This window comes from Caulobacter zeae, from assembly GCF_002858925.1.
In the GTDB taxonomy this organism is placed as follows: domain Bacteria; phylum Pseudomonadota; class Alphaproteobacteria; order Caulobacterales; family Caulobacteraceae; genus Caulobacter; species Caulobacter zeae.
The window spans coordinates 1-23,788 of sequence record NZ_PJRS01000040.1; the positions used below are offsets into that span (position 1 = coordinate 1).

General features: G+C 68.6%; 21 protein-coding genes and 1 tRNA gene. 16 read left to right on the plus strand and 6 right to left on the minus strand.

All coding sequences use genetic code 11. From position 1 onward, the window contains the following. The 3 genes from SGCZBJ_RS18650 to SGCZBJ_RS18660 all read left to right on the plus strand — a co-directional run. Positions 1–202: acyl-CoA carboxylase biotin carboxyl carrier protein subunit (locus tag SGCZBJ_RS18650; RefSeq protein WP_133149293.1), on the plus strand; the 202-nt coding region annotated here is incomplete at its 5' end. Between the two features lie 45 nt (positions 203–247). Beyond that, entirely contained in the window at positions 248–670 is a 423-nt protein-coding gene (locus tag SGCZBJ_RS18655) for a DUF805 domain-containing protein (protein ID WP_101719461.1), read from the plus strand. A 76-nt stretch (positions 671–746) separates the two neighbouring features. After that, positions 747–1,151: a DUF805 domain-containing protein gene (locus SGCZBJ_RS18660; RefSeq protein WP_101719462.1), complete on the plus strand. Its 405-nt coding sequence runs from the start codon at positions 747–749 to the stop codon at positions 1,149–1,151. On the opposite strand, the gene lipB is transcribed toward SGCZBJ_RS18660, so the two are convergent. Beyond that, positions 1,148–1,882, minus strand: coding sequence for a lipoyl(octanoyl) transferase LipB (lipB, locus tag SGCZBJ_RS18665; RefSeq protein WP_101719463.1), 735 nt, complete (start codon positions 1,880–1,882; stop codon positions 1,148–1,150). The two genes, SGCZBJ_RS18660 and lipB, sit on opposite strands and share 4 nt — an antisense overlap. A 12-nt stretch (positions 1,883–1,894) precedes the next feature. Between lipB and SGCZBJ_RS18670 the strand changes: the two genes are divergently transcribed. The 10 genes from SGCZBJ_RS18670 (at position 1,895) to SGCZBJ_RS18715 (ending at position 9,457) form a co-directional block, all read left to right on the plus strand. Continuing rightward, on the plus strand, positions 1,895–2,209 hold the full coding sequence (locus SGCZBJ_RS18670) for a FliM/FliN family flagellar motor switch protein (RefSeq protein ID WP_101719464.1): 315 nt from the start codon (positions 1,895–1,897) through the stop codon (positions 2,207–2,209). Between the two features lie 84 nt (positions 2,210–2,293). Next, a tRNA-Leu gene (locus SGCZBJ_RS18675) sits at positions 2,294–2,378 on the plus strand. A 166-nt stretch (positions 2,379–2,544) separates the two neighbouring features. Beyond that, a complete protein-coding gene (gene mgtE / locus SGCZBJ_RS18680) occupies positions 2,545–3,987 on the plus strand; it encodes a magnesium transporter (protein ID WP_101719465.1) in 1,443 nt (480 codons plus the stop codon). Between the two features lie 111 nt (positions 3,988–4,098). Then, a complete protein-coding gene (gene spmX / locus SGCZBJ_RS18685) occupies positions 4,099–5,367 on the plus strand; it encodes a lysozyme-family localization factor SpmX (protein WP_101719466.1) in 1,269 nt (422 codons plus the stop codon). A 111-nt stretch (positions 5,368–5,478) separates the two neighbouring features. Then, positions 5,479–6,639 carry an isovaleryl-CoA dehydrogenase gene (locus SGCZBJ_RS18690; protein WP_101719467.1) on the plus strand — a complete coding sequence of 387 codons (1,161 nt, stop codon included), beginning with the start codon at positions 5,479–5,481 and terminating at the stop codon, positions 6,637–6,639. An 878-nt stretch (positions 6,640–7,517) separates the two neighbouring features. Continuing rightward, positions 7,518–7,841, plus strand: a complete 324-nt coding sequence (locus SGCZBJ_RS18695) for an ArsR/SmtB family transcription factor (RefSeq protein WP_101719468.1) — start codon at positions 7,518–7,520, stop codon at positions 7,839–7,841. Further along, on the plus strand, positions 7,838–8,257 hold the full coding sequence (locus SGCZBJ_RS18700) for an SRPBCC family protein (RefSeq protein WP_101719469.1): 420 nt from the start codon (positions 7,838–7,840) through the stop codon (positions 8,255–8,257). Before SGCZBJ_RS18695 ends, SGCZBJ_RS18700 begins: the two co-directional genes overlap by 4 nt. 132 nt (positions 8,258–8,389) lie before the next feature. Beyond that, positions 8,390–8,596, plus strand: coding sequence for a hypothetical protein (locus SGCZBJ_RS18705; protein ID WP_101719470.1), 207 nt, complete (start codon positions 8,390–8,392; stop codon positions 8,594–8,596). A 3-nt stretch (positions 8,597–8,599) separates the two neighbouring features. Then, entirely contained in the window at positions 8,600–9,034 is a 435-nt protein-coding gene (locus SGCZBJ_RS18710; RefSeq protein WP_101719471.1) for a DUF1801 domain-containing protein, read from the plus strand. A 12-nt stretch (positions 9,035–9,046) separates the two neighbouring features. After that, positions 9,047–9,457: a DUF1801 domain-containing protein gene (locus SGCZBJ_RS18715; protein ID WP_101719472.1), complete on the plus strand. Its 411-nt coding sequence runs from the start codon at positions 9,047–9,049 to the stop codon at positions 9,455–9,457. A gap of 221 nt (positions 9,458–9,678) precedes the next feature. Here SGCZBJ_RS18715 and SGCZBJ_RS18720 read toward each other — a convergent pair whose 3' ends face one another. Next, positions 9,679–12,831: a TonB-dependent receptor gene (locus SGCZBJ_RS18720; RefSeq protein WP_165799377.1), complete on the minus strand. Its 3,153-nt coding sequence runs from the start codon at positions 12,829–12,831 to the stop codon at positions 9,679–9,681. Between the two features lie 1,398 nt (positions 12,832–14,229). Then, a complete protein-coding gene (locus SGCZBJ_RS25735) occupies positions 14,230–14,379 on the minus strand; it encodes a hypothetical protein (protein ID WP_165799378.1) in 150 nt (49 codons plus the stop codon). A 145-nt stretch (positions 14,380–14,524) separates the two neighbouring features. Between SGCZBJ_RS25735 and SGCZBJ_RS18725 the strand changes: the two genes are divergently transcribed. Then, positions 14,525–15,298: a methyltransferase domain-containing protein gene (locus tag SGCZBJ_RS18725; RefSeq protein WP_101719473.1), complete on the plus strand. Its 774-nt coding sequence runs from the start codon at positions 14,525–14,527 to the stop codon at positions 15,296–15,298. 260 nt (positions 15,299–15,558) lie between these two features. On the opposite strand, the gene SGCZBJ_RS18730 is transcribed toward SGCZBJ_RS18725, so the two are convergent. After that, positions 15,559–17,352 carry a patatin-like phospholipase family protein gene (locus SGCZBJ_RS18730; RefSeq protein ID WP_101719474.1) on the minus strand — a complete coding sequence of 598 codons (1,794 nt, stop codon included), beginning with the start codon at positions 17,350–17,352 and terminating at the stop codon, positions 15,559–15,561. 253 nt (positions 17,353–17,605) lie between these two features. Here SGCZBJ_RS18730 and SGCZBJ_RS18735 point away from each other — a divergent pair, with 253 nt between their 5' ends. Continuing rightward, positions 17,606–19,198, plus strand: coding sequence for a carboxyl transferase domain-containing protein (locus tag SGCZBJ_RS18735; RefSeq protein ID WP_101719475.1), 1,593 nt, complete (start codon positions 17,606–17,608; stop codon positions 19,196–19,198). 183 nt (positions 19,199–19,381) lie between these two features. Next, positions 19,382–20,227 (plus strand): enoyl-CoA hydratase-related protein, encoded by an 846-nt coding sequence (locus SGCZBJ_RS18740; RefSeq protein WP_101719476.1) that lies wholly within the window; start codon positions 19,382–19,384, stop codon positions 20,225–20,227. Positions 20,228–20,230: 3 nt separating this feature from the next. Here the strand turns inward: SGCZBJ_RS18740 and SGCZBJ_RS18745 are convergent, their stop codons facing one another. Further along, positions 20,231–21,967: a hypothetical protein gene (locus SGCZBJ_RS18745; protein ID WP_101719477.1), complete on the minus strand. Its 1,737-nt coding sequence runs from the start codon at positions 21,965–21,967 to the stop codon at positions 20,231–20,233. After that, complete coding sequence (locus tag SGCZBJ_RS18750; RefSeq protein ID WP_101719478.1) at positions 21,964–23,664, minus strand: Hsp70 family protein; 1,701 nt, start codon at positions 23,662–23,664, stop codon at positions 21,964–21,966. The genes SGCZBJ_RS18745 and SGCZBJ_RS18750 overlap by 4 nt, the downstream gene beginning before the upstream one ends. Positions 23,665–23,788 lie beyond the last annotated feature (124 nt).

Below are 23,788 nucleotides of genomic sequence, written 5' to 3' on the forward strand. Positions count from 1 at the left end.
CCTCTCGCCGATGCCGGGCCTGGTCGTCTCCATGGACGTCGAGGTCGGCCGCCAGGTCCGCGAGGGCGAGGTCGTCTGCGTCCTCGAGGCCATGAAGATGCAGAACATCCTCCGCGCCGAGCGCGACGCCGTCGTCAAGGCCGTCAACGCCAAGCCCGGCGATCCGGTCGCCGCCGACCAGGTGCTCGTGGAGTTCCAGTGACGCCTGTGTTTAGGTCGCCGGCGAAATCAATTGGGGGATGATTCCGTGGACGTGAAGCACAAGCTGTTCGGCTTTTCGGGTCGCATCCGGCGTCTCGACTACTGGCTGCTGAGCATCGGCGCCAATATCTGCATCGCTATCGTCGACAGCCTTCAGACGCTGGCGCTGAACGGGTGGGACATCAACGCCCTGGAGAACAGCGACAATCTCGTCAGCGGCGGGATCTCGCTTGTGTTCAGCCTGCTGAACCTTTGGATCACCATCTGCCTGATGCTCAAGCGCTGCCACGACCGCGACAAGGGCGGCGGCTGGGTGGCGTTCTTCCTGCTGGTGCCGATCGTCGGCTGGATCTGGGGCTTCATCGAGCTGGGCTTCCTGGACGGCACGCAAGGCCGCAACCGCTTCGGGCCGTCGCCCAAGGGCATCGGCGGCAGCGAAGAGGACGACGTGGCCAAGGTTTTCGCCTGAGGGTGTGACCCGGCGGCGACTTCCGCTCGCGCTCGCCTGCGCCTAGGTTCCGCCAAGAAGAGTCGCGGAGCCTTAGATGAACGGTCGGATCGATTGGGCGGAGCTGTTCCTGTCCTCAACGGGCAGGCTGGCGCGCGCGCCGTTCCTGATCGCCTCGGCCGTGCTGATCGGCGTGGCGGTGCTTTACGAGGCCATCGCCGGCGACGTGCTGCGGCTGCTGACCGGCTGGCTGGTCTATACGGCCCTGTTCTACAGCGGCGCCTGCGTGCTTTCGAAGCGCCTCCACGACCGGGGGCGGTCGGGCTGGTGGGCGGCGCTGGTGCTGGTGGCCCTGGTCGCCGTCTGGCCGACCCCGCAGCACTTCCTCGACTTCGTCTTCGCCCTGGTGATCGTCTGGGCGATCGTCGAGCTGGGCGTGATGGGGGGAGAGCAGGGGGCCAACCGCTACGGCCAGCCGCCCTTGAAAGCGCCCGCGATCTAGTCGCCCTGCACCGGCGGGGCGGCGTCCTCGACCGCGCCGAACATCTTGCGGAAGCTGGCCTTCAGGGCCTCGTCGGCCTCGTCCAGCGTCACCGGCAGGCCAAGGTCGACCAGGCTGGTCACCCCGTGCTCGACCTGGCCGCAGGGCACGATGCCGGAAAAGTGCGACAGGTCGGGCTCCACGTTCAGGCTGATGCCGTGGAAGCTGACCCAGCGGCGCAGCTTGACGCCGATGGCGGCGATCTTGTCCTCGCGCGACCAGCCCGGCCCCTTGCGCTCGACCCACACGCCCACGCGCCCGTCGCGCATCTCGCCGGTGACGTTGAAGGCCGAGAGGGCGTCGATGATCCAGGCCTCCAGCGCCGCCACGAAGGCGCGCACGTCGCGCCCGCGCCGGCTCAGGTCGAGCATCACATAGGCCACCCGCTGGCCGGGGCCGTGATAGGTGAACTGGCCGCCGCGGGCGCTCTCGAACACCGGAAAGCGCTCGGGCTCCAGGAGGTCGGCGGTCTTGGCCGAGACGCCGGCGGTGTAGAGCGGCGGATGCTCCAGAAGCCAGATCAGCTCGCCCGCCGCACCGTCGGCGATGGCGGCGGCGCGGGCCTCCATGGCGGCAACGGCTGCCGGGTAGGGCACGTAGCCGGTCGAAACCGCCCACCCCGCCGGGGCGCCGTCCGGGCGCGACAAATCGGGAAGGCCTTTGTCTTCAAGGTTTAACGGGCGATCAAGCATGCGGCCTTAGTCTTGCATGAGCCGGGGCGCGGTCATCCCGCCGCTCGGCAACTTCAGTTCCAGGGGCCTTACTTCGTGAGCCAGGTCAACGCCGTCAATGTCGAGATTTCCGTTCTGCTCGGCCGGTCGATCCTGCCGATGCAGCAACTGCTGCGCATGGGCCGCGGCGCGGTGATCCCGCTGGACGCCAAGACCAACGACGAGGTCTGGATCCTGGCCAACAATCACCCGATCGCCCGCGGCGAGATCCAGATCAACGACGATCGCATCGCCATCCAGGTGACCGGTCCGGCCGACGTCTACGATTACATGGCCGGCGGCGCCTGAAGTTCCCTGTGGGTTCTTTGAGATAATCCAACTCTCCTCTTCCCAAAGCCGATTCAGTTTGCTACCTGCCGCGCCTCACCACGAGCGGTCGTGGCGGAATTGGTAGACGCGCAGCGTTGAGGTCGCTGTGGGGCAACCCGTGGAAGTTCGAGTCTTCTCGACCGCACCAGGTGAACTTGCGTAGAGCGCGGCAGGCTTCGGTTTCCGAATCGCCTTCCGCGCTCTAACCATTTTTCGGCCAAGGTTTGGGAGCAACCGCCCGCCAAGCTTCGGCTTTCAATCATTCGGATCACGCGCGCGCAGCTTAAGCCTCGCCTAAAGTTCAGGAGGTCCCCATGACCCGGGAAACAGCCGACCTGAGCGAAGACGCGCGCCACGCCCTGTCCATTCCCGAGCCGGAGGTCGTCGAGGATCTCGAGGACCTGGCGCTCGGCGACGACTACGCCCTCAAGCCCGACTATGTGGAGATGGTGGTCGACGCGGCCGATCGCGGCGACACCGCGCGCCTGTCCGAACTGGTCGGGGCCCTGGATCCCGCCGACGTCGCCGACCTGATGGGCTTCCTGTCTGCCGCTTATCGCGAGGAGGTCATCCCCGTCCTGGCGCCCCACGCCCTGGGCGAGATCATCTCCGAGCTCGAGGACAACATCCGCGAGGAGGTGCTGGAGGCGACCCCGTCGGTCACCCTGGCCCGCGCGCTGGAGGAACTGGACACCGACGACGCCGCCGACGTCATCGACGACCTGGACGACACCAAGCGCTTCCAAGTGCTGGCGGCCATGGGTGAGACCGACCGGGCGGCCATCGAGACCACGCTGTCCTATGAAGACGAGACCGCCGGCCGCCTGATGCAGCGCGAGTTCCTGGCCGCGCCGCAGTTCTGGACCGTGGGCCACACGATCGAGCACGTGCGCCAGTCGGGCGACAGCCTGCCGGAGCTGTTCTTCGACGTCTATGTGGTCGACCCGTCGTACACGCCCGTCGGCGCCCTGCCGATCAGCCTGCTGCTGACCAGCAAGCTGGAGACACCCCTGGCCGAGATCATGGAGCCGGTGACCGAGATCACCGTCGACATGGACCAGGAGGAGGTGGCCTACATCTTCGACAAGTATCACCTGATCAGCGCCCCGGTCGTCGAGCCGGGCGGGCGGCTGGTGGGCCAGATCACCGTCGACGACATCGTCGGCGTCATCCGCGAGGAGGCGCAGGAAGACATTCTGGCCCTCGCCAACGTGTCCGACGTCGGCCGCGACGCCAGCGTGGTCGAGATCGTGCGCTCGCGCCTGCCGTGGCTGCTGCTGAACCTTCTGACGGCGACCATCTCGGTCTCGGGGATCGCGCTGTTCCAGGCCGAGATCTCCAAGCTGGTGGCCCTGGCGGTGCTGATGCCGATCGTCTCGTCGCTGGGCGGCAACGCCGGCACCCAGACCCTGGCGGTGGCCGTGCGCGCCCTGTCGAGCAAGGAGCTGACCGCGGCTAACGCCACGCGCATCGTCATGCGCGAGCTTTTGGTCGGCGTCATGAACGGTCTGACCCTGGCGGTCGTCATGGGGGCGGCGGTCTATGTCTTCTACGACAATCCCAAGCTGTCGCTGACCGTGGCCCTGGCCCTGGTGGTCAACATCTTCACCGCCGCCGTCGGCGGCATCCTGGCGCCGCTGGCCCTGGAGAAGATGGGTCGCGATCCGGCCGTGTCGTCGTCGATCTTCGTGACCTTCCTGACCGACTTCGCGGGCTTCTTTTCGGTGCTGCTGATCGCGGCGCTGCTGTTCAACTAGACCTGGCGAATTCTTTCCCCGGGACGGGAGAAGCGACACCGAACGGCGCCAGTCTTGCGCGGGACGAGGCGAGGGCATCCGCCCCTGTTTCAAATTGGGTCGTTTCTCGCGATGAAGCCGCGTCATCAGGTCTCCCGCGCCGCCGTCGATCTCATCAAGAGGTTCGAGGGCTATCGGCAGAAAGCCGCCCAGCTGCCCGACGGCCGCTGGACGATCGGCTACGGGCACACCCTGACCGCCCGGGGGGGCGCAACCGTCTCGGAACAGGACGCCGAGGCCCTGCTGCTCTACGACCTGATCACCGTGGCCCACGCGGTGAACGAGCACACCTACGCCCCGCTGAACCAGAACCAGTTCGACGCCCTGACCTGTTTCGCGTTCAACATCGGCACCGAGAACTTCATGCGCTCGGGCGTGCTGCGCCGGATCAACGAGGGCTCGCTGCTGCAGGCCGCCTGCGCCATGGAGATGTGGCGCAAGGCCGACTTCGAAGGCGAGCGGATCGTCATCGACGCCCTGGTGCGCCGTCGCGCCGCCGAGAAGACCCTGTTCCTGACCCCGCCCGACGGCCAGTGGGTGCCCGCGCCCAGCCCCGTGCTGCGGCCCAAGGTCGATTACGACGCCAGCTGCGCCGTCCCGAAGCAGACCCCCGCCGCCGTCTCGGCCCGGCTGGAGGGCGACAAGGCCGTCGCCGAGCGTGAGGAAGGCCCCGCGCCCCTGACCCCGGTCGTCCCGGAAGAGGACGCCCCCAGCGCCAGCCAGCAGGCCGCCGCGGCCGTCAGCGCCCGCCTGGAAGCCATCCTGGCCGACGAGCCGGTCGCTCGCCCGGTCGACAAGCCCGTGCAGGACCTGGCCATGCCGGAGCCGCCGGCTCCCGTGGCGGCCGCCGCGCCCGCGCCCGTGCTGCATGCGCCCGTCGAGCCCGCGCCGACGCTCGAGCCCTTCCGCCTGACGCCGGAAGAGCCGGTCCCGGCCCAGGCCCCGCTGTTCGTGCCCGATCCGCCGGCCGCGCCCGCCGCGCCGGCTCAAGTCGAGCCGACCCTGTTCGAGACCGCCCGCGAGCCGACCCGCTCGCCCTTCAATCTGGGCGGCTTCTCGACCAGCGGCGCCGAGGTCGACATCCAGACCCTCGACGTGCCGCTGAACCCGCCCGAGCAGCCGGTGTTCGGCAACGGCAGCCTGCTGGTCAGCCTGGGCCTGCTGGGCCTGGCTTTGTTCGGCGGCGGCGTGCTGTGGAACCTTTCAGTGGCTTCCGATCCGGGCCTGACGGCCGTGCGCATGTTCGGCTGGGGCGCCAGCGTCATCGGCGTCATCTGCTTCGCGGTCTCGGCCTATCTGCTGCTGCGCAAGCTGGGCGGCCCCGATCTCGACGAGGAATGATCGTCGAACGTCGTGGCTGAAAGGCCGGTCGGACCCCTGATCGCCGAAGAAAAGAGCATGAACGCCCACCGGTCTCGTTGATCGGCGGGCGTTTGTGCTATGCCTGCGGGCATGACGCTGCAAACCGCACCCTCGATGGACTTCGCGCTCGGCGAGACGGCCGACGCGATTCGTGAAACCACGGCCCGCTTCGCCGCCGACAAGATCGCGCCGCTGGCGGCCAGGATCGACGAGACCAACGCCTTCCCGCGCGAGCTGTGGGTCCCGATGGGCGACCTTGGCCTGCACGGCATCACGGTCGAAGAGGAGTTCGGGGGGCTGGGCCTGGGCTATCTCGAGCACGTGGTGGCCATGGAGGAGATCTCCCGCGCCTCGGCCTCGGTTGGCCTGTCCTACGGCGCCCACTCCAATCTCTGCGTCAACCAGATCCGCCGCTGGGCCACGCCCGAGCAGAAGGCCCGCTACCTGCCCAAGCTGATCAGCGGCGAGCACGTCGGCTCCCTGGCGATGAGCGAGGCCGGCGCCGGCTCGGACGTCGTCTCGATGAAGCTGCGCGCTGAGCAGGTCGGCGACCGCTACGTGCTGAACGGCACCAAGTTCTGGATCACCAACGCCCCGCACGCCGACGTGCTGGTGGTCTACGCCAAGACGGGCGAGGGCAGCCGCGGCATCACCGCCTTCCTGGTCGAGAAGGGCATGAAGGGCTTCAGCGTCTCCAAGAAGCTGGACAAGATGGGCATGCGCGGCAGCGACACCGCCGAGCTCGTGTTCGAGGACTGCGAGATTCCCGAGGAGAACGTCATGGGGCCGGTGGGCGGCGGCGTGGGCGTGCTGATGAGCGGTCTTGATTACGAGCGCGCCGTGCTGTCGGCCGGTCCCCTGGGCATCATGCAGGCCTGCCTCGACTACGTGCTGCCCTATGTGCGCGACCGCAAGCAGTTCGGCCAGGCGATCGGCTCGTTCCAGCTGATGCAGGGCAAGGTCGCCGACATGTACGTGGCCCTCAACTCGGCCCGCGCCTACGTCTACGCCGTGGCCCGCGCCTGCGACGCCGGCAAGACCACCCGCTTCGACGCCGCCGGCGCGATCCTGATGGCCAGCGAGAACGCCGTGAAGGTGTCGCTGGAGGCCATCCAGGCCCTGGGCGGCGCCGGCTACACCAAGGAATGGCCGGTCGAGCGCCTGCTGCGCGACGCCAAGCTCTACGACATCGGCGCGGGGACCAACGAGATCCGCCGCTACCTGATCGGGCGGGAACTGGTCGGGGCGTAGGCCGGATCAGCCCTCCGGGCGAGCATCCTCGCGACGAGCTGGTCGACCTTGGCGACGACCGCCGCGCGCAGGGCCTCCTTCTCGCGGGCGCGGCGCGAGCGGCCCCGACGAGGGGGCGGCTTCCTGGTCTTGGGTCCGGCCATGGGGCCTCCATACGGGCACGGGATATCGCCCGGGCGCCGAAGGGCGCTCGGATCGGGGAGGGGGCGGAGCGCCGGGCTGCGCCCGGAAGCTGTTTGAGCAAGTACCGTTTCGACGAAGCCCGGACGCTCCGCGCCGCCGTTTTCCATCAGCCTCCGGCCGGCGGCGCTGTTGACGCCTTGCCGGAACGCGCCCGCCGGTTTCCCGAAAGGCGCGCCGCGGGGCGGGGATGTCCTGGGTAGGAGCGTCTCTCCCGTCTGTCCCCGACGAAGCCGACGGCGGGCGGGCCTGGCCAGCGCCAGGTCCCGAGCGTCCGGCTTTCCTGGCCGGACTCGATCCCGCTCGACTGCATCCCGAAACCGCGAAGGTCGCTGGCCGCGCGCCCTCCCCATCGCTTCGAGACCCGGCGAGTATGGGGCGAGGGGAGCAGGCGGGGGTATGGCGGGGTAAGGGTGAGGCTTTTCAGCGGCTTACGGCCGGGAGGGCGTTGCGCGGGCGGGGCGCCCTGGATCCTTGACCTCGTTTGAAGCGCCGCAGTCGCGCGTCCGCGCGTACCCCCTCAGTCGCTCCGCGACAGCTCCCCCAGAGGGGGAGCATCTTTGAGGAGCGCCGACACCAATAAATCCTCCCCCTCTGGGGGAGGTGGCCCGGAGGGCCGGAGGGGGCAGAGCCCATTGACTCACTCATAACTCGTCAGTTATAGAAATCGCATAACCCGTGAGTTATCGATTTCGCCCATGGAAACCCAGACCGACCTCCTGTTTCGCGCCCTGGCCGACCCGACCCGTCGGGCCCTGTTCGAGCGGCTGTGCCGCGAGGGCGAGCAGACGGTGGGGGCGCTGACGGCGACGGCGGGGGTGTCGCAGCCGGCGGTGTCCAAGCACCTGGCGGCGCTGAAGGCGGCCGGGCTGGTGGCCGACCGGCACGAGGGCCGGCAGACCCACTACAGCCCCCGCACGGCCGCCCTGGGGCCGCTGGCGGACTGGACGAGAGAGATGGCGCGGTTCTGGGAAGGGCGGTTCGACGCCCTCGAGGATCTGCTGAGCAGGATGGACCAATGACCGATACGCGCACCGCCGTCGTCGAGCGGGAATTCTCGCATCCCCCGGAAAAGCTGTGGCGGGCCCTGACCCAGCCGCACCTGATCGAGGAGTGGCTGATGAAGAACGATTTCGTCCCCGAGGTTGGGCGCCGCTTCCAGCTGAAGGGCGAGTGGGGCGGCACGCTGGACTGCGAGGTCCTGACCCTCGAGCCGGGCCGGGTGCTCGCCTACCGCTGGGACTTCGAGCACGAGGACCCGGCCTATGGCCTCAAGAGCATCGTCACCCTGACGCTGACGCCGACGGAAAGCGGCACGCACCTGCGCATGGAGCAGGCCGGTTTCCGCCCCGACCAGAAGCAGGCCTATGGCGGCGCCCACGCCGGCTGGAAGACCTTCTTCGACAAGCTGGACGGGCTGCTGGCGAAGGAAGGCTGACGGTGCGTGGTCCTCGTCCTTCGACAAGCTCAGGATGAGGACCAAGGCCAGGCTCGGGCGATCAAGAAACCTCACCCTTAGCCTGTCGAAGGGCGAGGTTTCCGCCCCAACCACAACAAAGGGAGGAAAACCATGAGCGGCTTCATCCGCCAGAGCCACCGCTGGCTCTCCATCGCCTTCACCCTGGGCGTGCTGACCTACATCGTCGTGATGAGCACGCGCGGCCAGCCGGCGGCGTGGGTGGGCCTGCTGGCGCTGATCCCGTTGATCCTGCTGCTGGTCTCGGGGCTTTATCTGTTCGCGCTGCCCTATGTGCTGCGCTGGCGGAGGAAGGGCTGAGCCATGACGGGCGATACGGCGCCGGTGAAGCTGCTCTCGGGCGGCAATCCGCAGATCCCCAAGGGCGACGGCGACGGGCCGGTGCAGGCCTATATCGCCGCCATGCCGGGCTGGAAGCGCCAGGTGGGCGAGCGGATCGACGCCGTGGTCGCCCGCGAGGTTCCCGGCGTGCGCAAGGCGGTGAAGTGGAACTCGCCGTTCTACGGGGCGCCGGAGGGCGAGGGCTGGTTCCTCAGCCTGCACTGCATGACGAGGTACGTGAAGGCAGCGTTCTTCAAGGGCGCGGCCCTGGAGCCGCCGCCGCCGGGGCCGTCCAAGCAGGCGAACGTACGCTATCTCGATATCTACGAAGACAGCCTGAGTGATGGGGGCTGGGACGAGGCCCAGTTCGCCGACTGGGTGCGGCAGGCCGCGGCCCTGCCCGGCGAGAAACTGTGAGGGAGTAAGCAGATGAAGGCGGGAGCCACCGGCGAGCCCCAGAGCGGGACGGACGCCAGCAAGCTGATCGACGAGCGCATCGCCTCGCTGGGCGACTGGCGCGGCGAGACCCTGGCCAGGGTGCGGGCCTTGATCCACGCGGCGGACCCCGACGTGCTGGAGGAGTGGAAGTGGCGCGGCACGCCGGTGTGGTCGCACGCCGGCATCGTCTGCACCGGCGAGACCTACAAGGCCTACGTCAAGCTGACCTTCGCCAAGGGGGCGTCGCTGCCCGATCCCAAGGGCCTGTTCAATTCCAGCCTGGAGGGAAACACCCGCCGGGCGATCGACATCCCGCAGGGCGCGGCGATCGACGAGGCGGCGCTGAAGGCGCTGTTCCTGGCGGGCGTGGCGCTGAACCTGAGCAAGAAGGGGAAGCGCTGAGCCTTCCCTTCTTCCCGTCATTCCCGCCCTTGTGGCGGGAACCCCTGGTTCCGTTCGCACGTGAAGCTCAAGCGGATCGCCGGCGATCCGCCTCACTCGCCCTTGCGGCTGACAGAGAGGTTCCCGCCACAAGGGCGGGAATGACGGGAGGTGGGGAGGGAACAAAGAAAAAGCCGCCCCGGTCGCCCGGGACGGCTTTCTCGTTTCGCTCTCGCGACGCCTTAGTACTTGAAGGTGGCGCCCATGAAGAAGCGGCGGCCGGCGTAGCCGGTGTTGATCAGGCGGATGTCGCCGGCCCAGCTGGTTTCGTCTTCCTTCGTGAGGTTCTTGCCCTCGGCGAAGAACGACAGGCCCTTCACCGGCGTGCGCCAGGTGATCTTGCCGTCCAGGTAGCCGGTCGGGTCGCGGAAGATCGGGTTGCCCGACTGGTCCGCGGCGGTGACCAGGTATTCCGAACGGTAGTTGTAGGCCAGGCGGGCGTTGATCGGGCCCTTATCGTACCAGAGCGTGGCGTTGTAGCTGTGCTCCGACAGGCCCGGATAGGGCAGGGACGAGCCGTCAAGCGAGCTGAACACGCCGACGTCCTTGGCCTTCTGGTAGGTGTAGTTCAGGTCGACGCCGAAGCCCGACAGCAGGCCCGGCAGCCAGGTGAAGGCGGTCTTGGCCGTCAGTTCCAGGCCCGAGATCTTGGCGCCGTCGCCGTTGATGTAGGTGTTGTAGTAGTACAGCGTGCCGTCGCCGAAGATGTCCTGCTGGCCCAGGTTGGTGCGCTGCGACAGGTAGAACGACTTGATGTCCTTGTAGAAGAAGCCGGCCGACAGCTGGGTGTCGGTGTCGGGGTACCACTCGAACGACAGGTCGTACTGGTCGGCGCGATAGGGCTTCAGGGCCGGGTTGCCGGCCGAGCAGCTGTCGGGACCGTCTTCGGCCGTGCCGTCGTTGGTGTAGTTGATGGTGCAGGTGACGTTCGGGATGATGAAGTTGCCCAGCGGGCGGGCCATCAGCTGGGCGTAACCGGCGCGCGCGCTCAGGCGGTTGTCGATCAGCCAGGTCTGGATGTTGAAGCTGGGCAGCCAGATCGTGTAGTCGCGCTTGAACGTCGCCTGGGTGTTGGACACCGTGTTGGTCGAGGCCACGCCATTGACCAGGCGGGTTTCGTTGCGGGTCACCTGACCGGTCGACGACGTCTCGGTGTAGACGCGGCGCAGGCCGAAGTTGCCCAGCACCTCACGGCCGCCGAGGTCGAAGCCGTAGTCCAGTCGCAGGTACTGGGCGTTGGTCTTCTCGTCGATGCTGTAGGGGATCTGGTCGTAGGTCTTACCGTCGTTGCCGACGCCCTGATACAGGTTGTTCAGGTTGAAGTGGCTGGTGTCCAGGTACTGGGAGATGCCGGCGAAGGTCGGGTACTTCCAGGTCGAGGGCAGGCCGTTGCCGGCATAGTAGAAGTTCGACGGCAGGTCGGTCATCGCCGCGGCGAAGACCTGGTTGGAGAAGGCGCGCGACCAGTTCTCGGTCGAGTTCCAGTAGCTGGTCTGGTAGGCGTTGCCGAGCACCGGGTTGGTCTGGTCGGCGGCCTGGCCGTTGACCACCGTGGCGGTCGAGTTGACCGAGTTGGCGTAGATGACGATGTCGTCCAGGGCGCTGGTCGGGTTGGCGCCGCCGTCGATCACGCGACCGCCGTAGCCGTAGCCCGAGATCGCCGCGTTGGAGTAGCGGCCGCCGAACTTGATCGACTTGATGATCGGCAGTTCGGTCCGGTACTCGAAGTCGATCTTGTACTGGTCTTCCGAGTTGGCCGACTGCGAGGGACGGTACTGGATCTGGTACTGGTTGACCGCCGCCGCGTCCGACGGGCTGAAGCCCGGGGCGAAGGTGAAGATCGGCGCCGAGGTGCCGTCGGCCAGGGTGACCTTCAGGCCGGGCGTGTTGAACGACACCGAGGCGTTGTTGGTCTCGCTGATGGTCTCGGTCGAGGCGTTCGAACCGACGAAGTCGATCTTCCAGCGCTCGTTCTGGTAGTTGAAGCCGTAGGTGACGTACTCGGAGTCCGTCTCGTAGGTGAAGTCGCGCGACGAGATGCTGAAGGCGTTGTTGCCGCCGCGGTTGGCGGTGCCCAGGCAGTCGCCGATGACGAATTCGGTGACGTTGTGGTTGGCGTCGACCTTCACGCCGGGGACGTTCTGGGCCGTGGCCGGCGTCACGCGGGCGCAGCCGGGACCGTAGTTCAGGGCGTCGAGCGACGTCAGGCCGGTGCCGTAGTTGATGTCGTTCATCACGTCTTCGCGCTTGTTGCGCTGATAGGTGACGTACGCCGTCAGGTCGTCGGTGAAGCGGTACTGGGCGGTCAGTTCGGCCGAGGAGCGCTTGGAGTCGCGGTCCCAGACGCGGTAGCGCGGCACGCGCGGGCTGTAGTCGTACCACTGGCTTTCGCAGGCGGTGCGGGCCTGGGCGGTCGACAGCACCGACGAGTCCGGGGTGACGACGCTGGCGCAGCTGGCTTCGGTGTTGAAGCCGCGCAGGTAGTCGTTGACCGTCTGGTTGTAGGCCGGGTTGTAGTACTCGACGGTCTTCTCGGCGGTGTTGTCGAAGTCGGCCAGGCGGGCCCACGAGTTGCCGTCGTAGTAGTCGCCGCGGGTGATGACGCGGTCGTAGGTCAGGTTGCCCATCAGGCCCAGGCGGCCTTCGAACAGCTGGGTGGCGCCGAACAGGTTGCCGCGCGGCTTCCAGCCGCCCTGGGTGTCGAGCTTCTGGCCCGAGGCGGTCATCGAGAAGGTCGGCTTCTTGAAGTCCAGCGGCTTGTTGGTGGTCACCGAGACCGTGCCGCCGACGCCGCCTTCGGTCATGTCGGAGGTGAAGCCCTTGAAGACGTCGATCGACTTGACCAGTTCCGAGGGCAGTTCGCGGAAGTCGTTCGAGCGGCCGCCGCCGCCGTAGACGCTGAGGTTGCCGGCGGTCGACAGGGCGCCCACGCCGTTGATCTCGACGCGGTTCAGGTCGGGCTCGACGCCGCGGATCGACACCGCGTTGCCTTCGCCGAAGTCACGCGCCAACTGCACGCCGGTGATGCGGCCCAGGGCTTCGCCGACGTTCTTGTCGGGGAACTGGCCGATGTCTTCGGCGACGATCGAGTCGGAGACGGTGTTCGCGCGCTTCTTGCGGCCCATGGCCGATTGCAGGCTGGCGCGGGTGCCGACGACGATGACTTCCTCGACGGCGGTTTCCGTCGCTGCGCCGGTGTCCTGGGCGGGAGCCGGGGCCGGAGCAGGAGCCGTCTGGGCGAGGGCCGAGCCGCCGCCGATCATCAGCAGGATGGCAGCCATGCCCGTGGTGCGCAGCAGTCCGTTATCGCGTCGGACCTTGGTGTTGACCTTCATAGTATTCCTCCAAGCGTGGGCGGCGAACCGCCCGGACCAGCGGCGTCTCTCGAGGCGGCTGGCTTTAAAGTCATGAGATGGAAGCCTGGGCGGTTGGAGCGTCCGACGAAGACCGGCAGTCGAATCGGAAGTCCCGGGCCCGGGCCGTTGCGATGCGCGAAGGTCGAGGACAGGACAGGCCCGGCGGCGCTGTGCGCTCTGGCGGGCAAGTCCTGACGGCGGGCCTGGGGTAAGGAGCTGACGCCTAGACGGCCGGCGGCGAAACGCTGCGCCGGTCCGTATCTCGATCTTCTGCGATCGTGCGCGTGTTGCGGGCACGCGGCACTGTCTAAGGCGGTCTGTCGTCCGTCGCGGACCTTTGGTCTCTGCGTACGGAACGTATCCATCCATTTCCAAACCGAAGCGCGGAGTCAACGGTCCGGAGACAAAATTACGTCCGTGAGGCCCATAGTCCCATTCATGTGACAATTAAAGCACTTTATTCCCATATCATGGAATGCTTTCGCAACAATCGGGATTAGTGCTTGATTTTGGCGCTCGTCCTGCCCAGTGTGGCGACATTCGGCGCGTCCGCGCGCCCGGCCGACGGCAAGATCGGGATCGAGAGGAAGCGACAGGAGATGCCCAAGCGGCCCTTCCCAAGCTCCAACCGTCCCCTCCGAACCGCCTGCCGTCTGGGGTAGTTAGCAAGGAGGGACAGTCATCCCACCGGTCGCTTCGGCGGCGCGCCCGGAGCCATCGGAAGGCGGCTCAGGCGCGACGAGGATACCGGTGTCTATAGCGGTCTTTTAGTCACTACAGATTGTGGTCGCGTTTCTCGGCGTTGTGTGTGCGTGCCGTGGTCGACGCTTCCGGAAGGCGGGTTCGCAAGGGGTTGCGAGCGCGCCGGCAAGCACTGACCGTCCCGTCCTGCAGAGGGCGGGGCGAATTCCATTTCTGGGGGGCTCTGCCGGGCGTGATTGCGCCTGGCGAGTCTGTCGGCCGCGCTGTCGAGACGCGCGGGCCGGGCGCATGGGCGCCGAGATTTTCTATTCGCAAAACGTCGTTCCGAAACGAAAGAAGCCCCGGACCGTGTCCGAGGCTTCCGATCCGTTCACGGCCCGCGCTTGGGCGCGGGGCCGAAGGACGGCATTTGTCCGCAAAGGGCGCTGGAGGTCAGATTTGACCCATGGTCTTCACGGAGCGTTCCAGCGCGTTCGCGATCGACAAATGAGACACTGGATCACCTCCTTTTCGGCTGCGCGTCACAACCTGACGCACCACTAAGGTTGGGTGGGCGAGAGGCGTTGGCAAGAGGCGTGGTGTCGTGGGGCTCTTCGACGAGGCGGAGAGGGGGCAGCCCCGGTTCGCGCAAAGGGGGGACGATGCGCGATCCGGGGCCGCGCTCCTGGTAACCGGCTAGAGGGCGCGCCAGGCCAGGAGGATCAGGGTCCAGAGACCAAGGTTGAGGGCCAGGGCCGCCACGCGGGGGCCGTTCACGCGCGCGGCGAGGGCCACGGCGCGGGGGCGCTGGGCGGTCGGGGCGGCGGAAGCGGCGGTGCGGGTCACGGCGATGGTTCCTCTGAAGGGGTGGGCGGCGCTGCGTGCGTCGCTCTTACCCTTCTAAGATAGGAAGCCGGCCGATGGTTTCATATGCGACAAAACCGACGCGCCCCTGCATGGTCCTGCGCGAATTGTCGCAGAGAGTCGCGCCATGCCTGCCTGGGATCCCGACGTCTATTCCCGCTATCGCGCCTATCGCGACCGGCCGGCCCTGGACCTGATGCTGAAGATCCCCCGCGACCTGGATCCGCGCGAGATCTGGGACCTGGGCTGCGGTCCGGGCGAGCACGCCGCCCTGCTGGCCGCGCGGCATCCCGGGGCGGTGGTCCACGGCCTGGATTCCAGCCCGCAGATGCTGGAGCGCGCCCGGGGGCAGGGCGCGGACGTCGACTGGGTGCTGGGCGACATCGACGTCTGGCGTCCGGCCCTCGCGCCCGACTTGATCTTCACCAACGCCGCCCTGCAATGGCTGGTCGGGCACGAGACGCTGTTTCCGCGCCTGCTGGACAGCCTGGCGCCCGGCGGGGTGCTGGCCTGCCAGATCCCCCAGGTCGAGGACGCCGGCTGGCGGAGCAGCCTGCGCGAGGTCGCCGGCCAGGGGCCATGGGCCGGCAAGCTGGCGGCGCTGGACGGCGTGCGCCAGGGCCACGATCCGCGCGCCTATCACGACTGGCTCTCGCCGCTGGCTTCTGACCTCGACGTCTGGGTGACGACCTATGTCCACGCCCTGGAGGGCGAGGACCCGATCGTCGACTGGACCTCCGGCACCAGCCTGCGGCCCTATCTGGAGCGCCTTGAGCCGGGCGAGGAGACGGCGGCGTTCCTGGCGGCCTGGCGGACGCGATTGGCCGAGGATTATCCCAGGCGCGCGGACGGGATCACGCTGCTGCCGTTCACGCGGCTGTTCGTGGTGGCGCGGCGGTAGACGTTACTGATCCCTCTCTCTTCGAGAGAGGGAGGGGCCCGCGCCGCAAGGCGTGGGAGGGTGAGAGGTTACACTCTCTCCGAATGGAGCGCGGCTAGTCGGTTATTCGGCGGTAGTCGCGGGATTTCGCTCGTAATTGAAGGAATCGAGGTTCGCCGGCTGACGGTGAAACCTCTCACCCTCCCACCGCTTCGCGGCGGGCCCCTCCCTCTCTCCAAGAGAGAGGGACCAAACTCTCCAAGAGAGAGGGATCAAAAAAACTACCCCATCTCCGCCAAACTCTTCCTGCGCCGAAGCTGCGTTACCGGAACCGCGAGGCTGTCCAGGGCCAGGGCCGCCGCCTCGAAGCCCGCCGCCACGGCGGGTTCGAAGGCTCTCCAGTCGCGGATGTCGACGCCTTCGAGCTTGGGGGTGATCAGCACGTCGCTGGCCTCGCGGCTGGCGGCGAGATCGCGGCCGGTGGAGACGGTGGCCGCGCGCATCAGGAGGGCGACGATCGGCGGGCCCTTGCGCCACTCGCCTGAAAACAGCCAGCGCCAGAACGAGGGCGGGGTGACGATGTCGTCGGCGGTGATGCTGCGGCCGCGGGTGACGTCGACGCCGATGATCGGCCCCAGCTGGAAGGCGCGCATGACGTCGGCGGGGAAGTTCTTCATCACCGCCCCGTCGACCAGCACGGCCTCGCCGTCGGTCACCGGCGGCAGCACGCCCGGCAGCGAGATCGAGGCCCGCAGCGCCTGGTGCAGCGGTCCGGTACGGTGCAGGTGGTAGGCCCCCGAGGTCAGGTTCGACGACACGCAGAAGAACGGCAGCCACAGGTCGGCGATGTCGATGTCGCCGAAGTGTTCGTGCAAGCGGTCCTTGACCTTCTCGCCGCGGGTCATGGCGATCAGGGGGAAGGCGATGTCGTCCAGGGGGCTGGAATCCACGAAGGCCTTGCGGATCCGGGTCTCCATCTCGCCGTCGTCCCAGCCCATGGCCAGGCCCGCCGCGACGATGGCCCCCATCGAGGCGCCGCCGACGAAGTCGATGGGCACGCCGCGCTCGCGCAGGGCCTGGACGGCGCCGACGTGGGCGTAGGCCCGCGCGCCGCCGCCGGAGAGGACCAGGCCCACCGATTGGCCGGTGAGCACCCGGGCCAGCCGCTCGACGTCGGCCAGGCCGTTTTCGCGCAGGTGGAACAGGCGCGCGGCGTCGGTGGCCTCCACCCAGGCCTGCGAGCCCTGCGGCCGCTTGGCGCCGGGCGGCTGGATCAGGATCAGGTCGATCAGCCGCTGGGCCTGCAGGGGGCGCGAGGCGTAGGTCGGCAGCTCGACCGGCGGGCGATGGTCGCCGCGACCGACGCGGAACAGCCGGTCGACCTGGCGTCCGACCACGTGCTTCCAGGCGGTTTCGCCCATCTCGGCGACATACAGCACGAAGTCGTGGGTGCGCTCGACGCGACTGAACCACTCGGTCGGAGCCAAGAGGCTTTCACCGCCCTCGACGGTGACGGCGTAGCCCAGCGAGCCGATGCAGCGGGCGATGCGCTCGACGATCGGGCGGATGGGCGGCCCGTCGCTGGCGGCGATGAAGCCGTAGACCGACGGATCGCCGATCGAGGCGTGGGCCCCGGCCTGGCGGGCGCGGCGAATCATCAGCCGCGACAGTTCGATCATCACGTGGGGGTCGCGCTCGACGGCCTCGAAGAAGGCCGTGCGGGGCAGGGCTAGGACCTCCGAGTCGCGCAGGGCCACCATGTGGGCCGAGTGCGGGGCGCCGGCGATCATCGCCATCTCGCCGGCCGGTTCGCCCGGACGGATCACGCCCAGGAACTGCGGCTCCTGGCCTTCTTCCCGCCTGAAGGCTCCAAGGCGGCCGGTGCGCAGGAAGTAGAGGTGGTCGGAGGCCTCGCCCGGCGCATAGAGTAGGGAGCCGCCGGGCAGGGAGAACCAGGCGGCGTCGCCCTCGCGCCCTTCGCGCGCGAACAGCCGGGCCAGGGCCGAGTCGGCCATGAAGTCGGGTAGGGTGACCACGGGACGGACGCTAGAGCTAGTTCGCGCCGGATGAAACATCTGATCCTGCGAGCGTGACAATCGGCGGGCGGGCGGCGGGCGGGCGGCGCGCGGGCGAAAACCTCGTCCTTCGACAAGCTCAGGATGAGGTTTTTCTGTTGCCTGGGCTTGTAAGATGCCCGCGCTTGTAAATGGTCCTCATCCTGAGCTCGTCGAAGGACGAGAACCACGCACCGGGGGCGATGTCAGCGATGTCGGCAAAGGTCGAATATCGCCGCTTTCGGTGTGAAACGGAAAAGGCTATGCCTCGCTTATGCCGAAGCTGAACACGCTTATTGACAAGAACAGCGCTTCGTTCGCGAAAAACGCTGCCCACAACACGGCCCTGGTGGAGGAACTGCGCGAAAGGGTCGCGACCGCGGCCCTGGGCGGCTCGGAGAGCGCCCGCAGCAAGCACGCCGCCCGGGGCAAGCTGCTGCCGCGCGAGCGGGTGGAGCGCCTGCTCGACCCGGGCTCGCCGTTCCTGGAGATCGGCCAGCTGGCCGCCTTCGACCTCTACAAGGGCGAGGCGCCTGGCGCGGGGATCATCGCCGGCATCGGCCGGGTGTCGGGCCGCGAGGTGATGATCGTCGCCAACGACGCCACGGTGAAGGGCGGCGCCTATTTCCCGATGACGGTGAAGAAGCACCTGCGCGCCCAGGAGATCGCCGAGCAGAACCGCCTGCCCTGCGTCTACCTGGTCGACAGCGGCGGCGCGAACCTGCCCCACCAGGCCGAGGTGTTCCCCGACCGCGACCACTTCGGCCGCATCTTCTTCAACCAGGCGCGGATGAGCGCGAGGGGCATCGCCCAGATCGCCTGCGTCATGGGCTCGTGCACGGCCGGCGGCGCATACGTGCCGGCGATGAGCGACGAGACCGTCATCGTGCGCGAGCAGGGCACCATCTTTCTGGCCGGCCCGCCGCTGGTGAAGGCCGCGACCGGCGAGGTCATCTCGGCCGAGGAACTGGGCGGGGCCGACACCCACGGCCGCCGCTCGGGCGTGGTCGACCACGTGGCCGACGACGATGAGCACGCGCTGGAGATCGTCCGCTCGATCGTCGCCAACCTGAACGCCGAGAAGCGCCATGAGGCGGTGATCGCCGACGCCGAGCCGCCGCTCTACGATCCCGAAGAGATCTACGGCGTCGTGCCGACCGACGTGCGCGCGCCCTACGACGTGCGCGAGGTGATCGCCCGCATCGTCGACGGTTCGAAGTTCGATGAGTTCAAGGCGCTGTACGGCGCGACCCTGGTCTGCGGCTTCGCCCGCATCTGGGGCCAGCCGGTGGCGATCCTAGCCAACAACGGCGTGCTGTTCTCGGAAAGCGCCCTGAAGGGCGCGCACTTCATCGAGCTGGCCTGCAAGCGCAAGATCCCGCTGGTGTTCCTGCAGAACATCTCGGGCTTCATGGTCGGCGGCAAGTATGAGGCCGGCGGCATCGCCAAGGACGGCGCCAAGCTGGTGACGGCGGTAGCCTCGGCCGAGGTTCCGAAGTTCACGGTGCTGATCGGCGGCAGCTTCGGGGCCGGCAACTACGGCATGTGCGGCCGGGCCTACAGCCCGCGCTTCCTGTTCACCTGGCCCAATTCGCGGATCTCGGTGATGGGCGGCGAGCAGGCCGCCAGCGTGCTGGCCACGGTCCACCGCGACGCCGCGACCTGGACCGACGAAGAGGCCGAGGCCTTCAAGGCCCCGATCCGCCAGCGCTACGAGGACGAGGGCAATCCCTACCACGCCACCTCGCGGCTGTGGGACGACGGGATCATTGATCCGGCTCAAACCCGCGACGTGCTGGGCCTGGCCATATCGGCCAGCCTGAACGCGCCGATTCCGGAGACCACCTTCGGCGTCTTCAGGATGTGACGGTTCAAGCGGAACCTCTGCTTTGGGCGTATCGTTGACGAGGGCCGTGCGTGGACCCCGCCCTTCGACGAGCTCAGGGTGAGGTCCAAGGCGCGGATCGTAGAAAAACCTCATCCTGAGCTTGTCGAAGGACGAGGTTTTCGCCCCAGTGTGTGACGGCGGACTTCAACAAGGAGCGTGCTCATGACCAACCCCATCGCCGACCCGATCGTCGAGGTGCCGGACACCGACGCCATGAGCCCGCTGGTCCACATGGAGTCCACGCCCGAAGGGGCGGTGACGGTGTGGATCAACCGGCCCGAGAAGAAGAACGCCTTCGACGGCGAGACCATCGCCGCCCTGGCCCAGGCCTTCGAGACCCTGCACGGGGCCGAGGGCGTGCGGATCGTGTTCCTGCGCGGCGTGGGCGGCACGTTCTGCGCCGGCGCGGACCTGGAATGGATGGCCGCCGCCGCCGAATGGGACGAGGACGACAACCGCGACGACGCGCTGGTGCTGGCGCGGATGCTCAAGGCCCTGCACGACATCCCGGCCCTGACCGTGGCCCTGGTCGAGGGCTCGGCCTTCGGCGGCGGCGCTGGCCTGGTGGCCGCCTGCGACCATGCGCTGGCGACGGCGGACGCCAAGTTCGCCTTCTCGGAGGTGAAGCTGGGCCTGACCCCGGCCACCATCAGCCCGTACGTGATCGCCGCCCTGGGGCCGCGCACGTCGAAGCTGCTGTTCGCCACCGGCCGGGTGTTCGACGCCGACGCGGCCTGGAGCTATGGCCTGGTCGACGAGGTGTTCGACGACGTCGAGGGGCTGGTCGCCGCCCAGGACGCCCTGATCGAGGAGGTCGTGGCCTGCGCCCCCGGCGCGATCGGCGACGCCAAGGCGCTGGTCAACGACTTCGCCTTCGAGAAGATCGATCGCGGCCTGATCGACGACAGCGCCCGCCGCATCGCCCGTCGTCGGGTCTCCGACGAGGGGCAGGAGGGCGTGCGGGCGTTCCTGGCCAAGCGCAAGCCCAGCTGGATGGCCGAGGGCTAGGGCCTAGCGAGCCGGCGTCCTGTCGCGCGCTTCGATGATCAGCGACAGGACGACGCCCGTGGCCATGCCGATCAGCATCCACAGGCTGCTGGTCACCAGCCAGGAGCCGACGACGGCGTCGAGGGCCCGGCTGAGCCAGAACAGCACGAACATGCCGTAGTAACGGACCTGGGCGAGTTGCTCGCCCAGGACGGCGGTGGGCAGTCGGTGGCCGATCGCCAGGGCCAGGATCACGGCGACGCACAGCGGAGCCCAGGACGGCGGGGTCTCGCCGGTCATTCGCCAGGCCGTCAGGCCGGCCGCGATCACCGCGGCCAGGAAGGCCAGCGCGCCGAAGAGGCGCAGGGGCTTGCCCATCTCCAGATGCCAGGCCTGCATCCCCTGCGCGCCGCCGCGGAAGTCGACGGCGGCCGCCACGCTCAGGGCGAGGATCATCGACGGGCTGATCACGTCGACGTCGAACAGCGGCAGGCTGAGCGCCCAGGCGAACGGCGCCACCTGTCCCAGCAGGCGCTGGTGCAGGGGAAGGGCCAGGCCCGAGGCCGCATCGGTGGTGACGAAGGTCCAGGCCAGCAGCAGGGCGCCCAGGCCCGTCACTGCGAGCGGACTCCACAGGGTGTCGGGCAGGAGCGCCGACACCGGCAGCAGCACGAGGCTGAGCGGCGCCCAGCCGATCCGTTCCAGCGCGCCGGCGCGCCAGGACCGGTGGATCTCCCAGGCGGTCTTCAGGCGCAGGTAGCCGTAGAGATAGGACAGCTGGCCGGCCAGGATGACGCCCGCCGTGGCGACATAGACCGCCAGCAGGGCCAGGGGCGACAGGTTGTTGACGGCGGCGATCAGCGGGGCCAGCAGCGGCGCGCCCAGCGTGAACCAGATCATGCCCGAGCTCAGCCGGGGACGCTCATAGCGCCGGCGCCAGAGGGCGACCGTTTCGGCGTCGAAGCCGGCCATCAGCACCCCATCGCCGGCGCCGAGGCGCTCGAGCAGGGTCTTCATGACGATCTCGAAGCGCGGATTGAGACGGCGCCACAGCGGGATCTTGGCCGTCGGCGGCCCCTGCAGCACGGCCACGACCGCGCGGGCCTGATCGTCGTTGCGCAGCAGGCGGTCGCGGCGCTCGACGAAGTCGCGGCGCTGGATGATCGCCTCGGCGGCGGCCGAGGGTTCGAAATGCAGGTCGTCGCGCCGCCAGCGGAAGGCGTCCACCGCCGGCGCGAGCAGGGCGTCCGACCGGGGCGCGGTTTCCAGCAGCAGGTGGGCCAGCCGGGTCTCGACCTCGTCGGCGACCGTGATCTGTTCCAGGGCCTCGGCGTTCAGCACCGCGTGGAAGGCCGCCTCGAGCTCGGCGGCGGGAGCGACCTCCTGACCGCGCAGCAGCAACTCGAGGCGCTCGATCCGCGCGGCCAGCTCCTGGGCTTCAGGCGTGAGCGGCGCGGGCGAGGGGGGAGCAGGGCGCTCCAGCGTCGCCAGGGCGATCGGTGCGGCGGAGGCTGCGGCGGCAAGCGGATCGCCGGCCTGCACGTCGGGCTCGCCGTCGCCGTCGCCGTCGTCATCTTCCTCCCACATCCAGTCCCAGTCGATCCGCGCGACCGCCTCGTCGTGGGCTTCGCGCAGGCGCATGAAGCCCTCGGCGTCGTCCTCGGGATTGGTGACGCGCAGTTTGCGGGCATAGGCGCGGCGGATGGCGTCGCGGTCGCGGGTGGGCTCTATGCCGAGCACGTCCCAGATGTCGTGGCTCACAGGAAGCTCTCGCCCTCGAGTTCGTCCAGGGCGGCCAGCAGCTGCTGGCGCGCGGCGTCGATCTGGCGCGGGTCCTGGCCGTCGAGCACGCCCTCGAACTGCGACAGCAGCATGCCGACATGCTCGCGCACGTCGCCCAGGAACATCTCGTAGCAGCGCTGGGCGCGGGCCATGGCGGCGCGGTTGGCGTCGGTGTCGCGCGGATTGACCTTCAGCGCGGCCAGGGCGGCGCGGCGGGCCTCCAGGTCGGGGGCGTTGCGGTCGTCCTCGTCGACGATCACCAGCTGCCGGCGCTCGTTGGTCTGGGGCACCAGGACGTCGATCTCGATCAGGCCGTTGACGTCGTAGCTGAAGCGGCATTCCAGCGAGATCTCGCCGGCCTTGGCGGGCGGCACGGGGATCTCGACCTCGCCCAGGCGGACGTTCTCGGAAACCATCCGCGCCTCGCCCTGGTAGATGCCGAACAGCACCTTGCGCTGGCCGTTCTGCATGGTGCTGAAGATCTTCGAGCGGCTGGCCGGAACCACCGTGTTGCGCTCGATGACTGGCGAGAAGATGCCGGTGCGCAGCACCCCGCCAGGCCCCTGTTCGGCGACGTCGACGCCCAGGGAGTAGGGGCAGACGTCGGTCATCACGACGTCCTTGAGAGCGGCGTCGCGGCTCTTCAGGCCCGCCTGGATCGCGGCGCCGATGACCACGGCCTCGTCGGGATGGACGGCGGTGGAGGGGAAGCGGCCGAACATGCGGGTGACCGCGCGACGCACGACGGGCATGCGCGTGGCCCCGCCGACCAGGATGATCTCCTTCAGGTCGTCCGGTCGCAGGCCGCCGTCGCGAAGGGCGCGGGTGACCGGCTCCTTCAGCTTGGCCAGCAGCGGCGCGGCGGCGGCCTCGAAGTCCTCGGCGGTGACCTCCAGCGTGTAGGCCTGGTCCTTCCAGGTGACCGCCATCTCGGCGCGGTCGGCGGTGGTCAGGGCGCGACGGGCCTTCTCGGCGGCGGCGTCCAGGCGGGTGGAGAGCGCCTCGCCGAGCAGGTCGGCGGCGAAGGCCTCGCGGTGGGCGGTCCGCATGCGGTCGACCAGCACCTTGTTGAAGTCCTCGCCGCCCAGCCGGTTGTCGCCGGTGGAAGAGCGCACCTCGATGACGCCTTCGAAGATCTCGAGCACCGACACGTCGAAGGTGCCGCCGCCCAGGTCGAAGACCAGGAAGCGGGTCTCGTCGGCCAGTTCGTGGATGCCGTAGGCGAGGGCGGCGGCGGTGGGTTCGTTGAGCAGGCGCTCGACCTTCAGCCCGGCCAGTTCGCCCGCCCGGCGGGTGGCCTTGCGCTGCTTGTCGTTGAAATAGGCCGGCACGGTGATGACGGCCTCGCGCACCGGCTCGCCCAGATAGGCTTCGGCGTCGGCCTTCAGTCGCGCCAGCACCAGGGCCGACAGCTCCTCGGGGCTGTAGGACTTGTCGCCCAGCCGCGTGGCGCGGGTCGTGCCCATGTAGCGCTTGAAGGTCGTGGCGGTCAGGTGCGGGTGGGTCGAACGCCGCTCGCGCGCGGCCAGGCCCACCAGCAGGGAGCCGTCGTCGTCGAGCCCCACCGCCGAAGGGGTGAGCACCGCGCCCAGGCTGTTGGGCACGAGCTCGGCCTTGCCGTCCCGCCAGACGCCCACGGCGCTGTTGGTGGTTCCCAGATCGATGCCGATGATCACGCGACGCTCCCCCGTACGCAAACTCAAGCTTGGGTTTAGCCTCGCCGGCGTCGAGAACCAAGGGCGCGTGCATGGTGGGAGCAGGGCTGCGGGCGGGCGGGGGATTTATCCCCTTGCTCCCGCC

What these genes read in the sequence shown, in the direction of transcription:
- lipB (WP_101719463.1), bottom strand. Translation starts at nt 1,882, where the DNA reads ATGCTTGATCGCCCGTTAAACCTTGAAGACAAAGGCCTTCCCGATTTG.
- SGCZBJ_RS18725 (WP_101719473.1), top strand. Translation starts at nt 14,525, where the DNA reads ATGCCTGCCTGGGATCCCGACGTCTATTCCCGCTATCGCGCCTATCGC.
- SGCZBJ_RS18690 (WP_101719467.1), top strand. Translation starts at nt 5,479, where the DNA reads ATGACGCTGCAAACCGCACCCTCGATGGACTTCGCGCTCGGCGAGACG.
- SGCZBJ_RS18715 (WP_101719472.1), top strand. Translation starts at nt 9,047, where the DNA reads ATGAAGGCGGGAGCCACCGGCGAGCCCCAGAGCGGGACGGACGCCAGC.
- mgtE (WP_101719465.1), top strand. Translation starts at nt 2,545, where the DNA reads ATGACCCGGGAAACAGCCGACCTGAGCGAAGACGCGCGCCACGCCCTG.
- SGCZBJ_RS18705 (WP_101719470.1), top strand. Translation starts at nt 8,390, where the DNA reads ATGAGCGGCTTCATCCGCCAGAGCCACCGCTGGCTCTCCATCGCCTTC.
- SGCZBJ_RS18660 (WP_101719462.1), top strand. Translation starts at nt 747, where the DNA reads ATGAACGGTCGGATCGATTGGGCGGAGCTGTTCCTGTCCTCAACGGGC.
- SGCZBJ_RS18700 (WP_101719469.1), top strand. Translation starts at nt 7,838, where the DNA reads ATGACCGATACGCGCACCGCCGTCGTCGAGCGGGAATTCTCGCATCCC.
- spmX (WP_101719466.1), top strand. Translation starts at nt 4,099, where the DNA reads ATGAAGCCGCGTCATCAGGTCTCCCGCGCCGCCGTCGATCTCATCAAG.
- SGCZBJ_RS18720 (WP_165799377.1), bottom strand. Translation starts at nt 12,831, where the DNA reads ATGAAGGTCAACACCAAGGTCCGACGCGATAACGGACTGCTGCGCACC.
- SGCZBJ_RS18730 (WP_101719474.1), bottom strand. Translation starts at nt 17,352, where the DNA reads ATGTTTCATCCGGCGCGAACTAGCTCTAGCGTCCGTCCCGTGGTCACC.
- SGCZBJ_RS18695 (WP_101719468.1), top strand. Translation starts at nt 7,518, where the DNA reads ATGGAAACCCAGACCGACCTCCTGTTTCGCGCCCTGGCCGACCCGACC.
- SGCZBJ_RS18710 (WP_101719471.1), top strand. Translation starts at nt 8,600, where the DNA reads ATGACGGGCGATACGGCGCCGGTGAAGCTGCTCTCGGGCGGCAATCCG.
- SGCZBJ_RS18740 (WP_101719476.1), top strand. Translation starts at nt 19,382, where the DNA reads ATGACCAACCCCATCGCCGACCCGATCGTCGAGGTGCCGGACACCGAC.
- SGCZBJ_RS18735 (WP_101719475.1), top strand. Translation starts at nt 17,606, where the DNA reads ATGCCGAAGCTGAACACGCTTATTGACAAGAACAGCGCTTCGTTCGCG.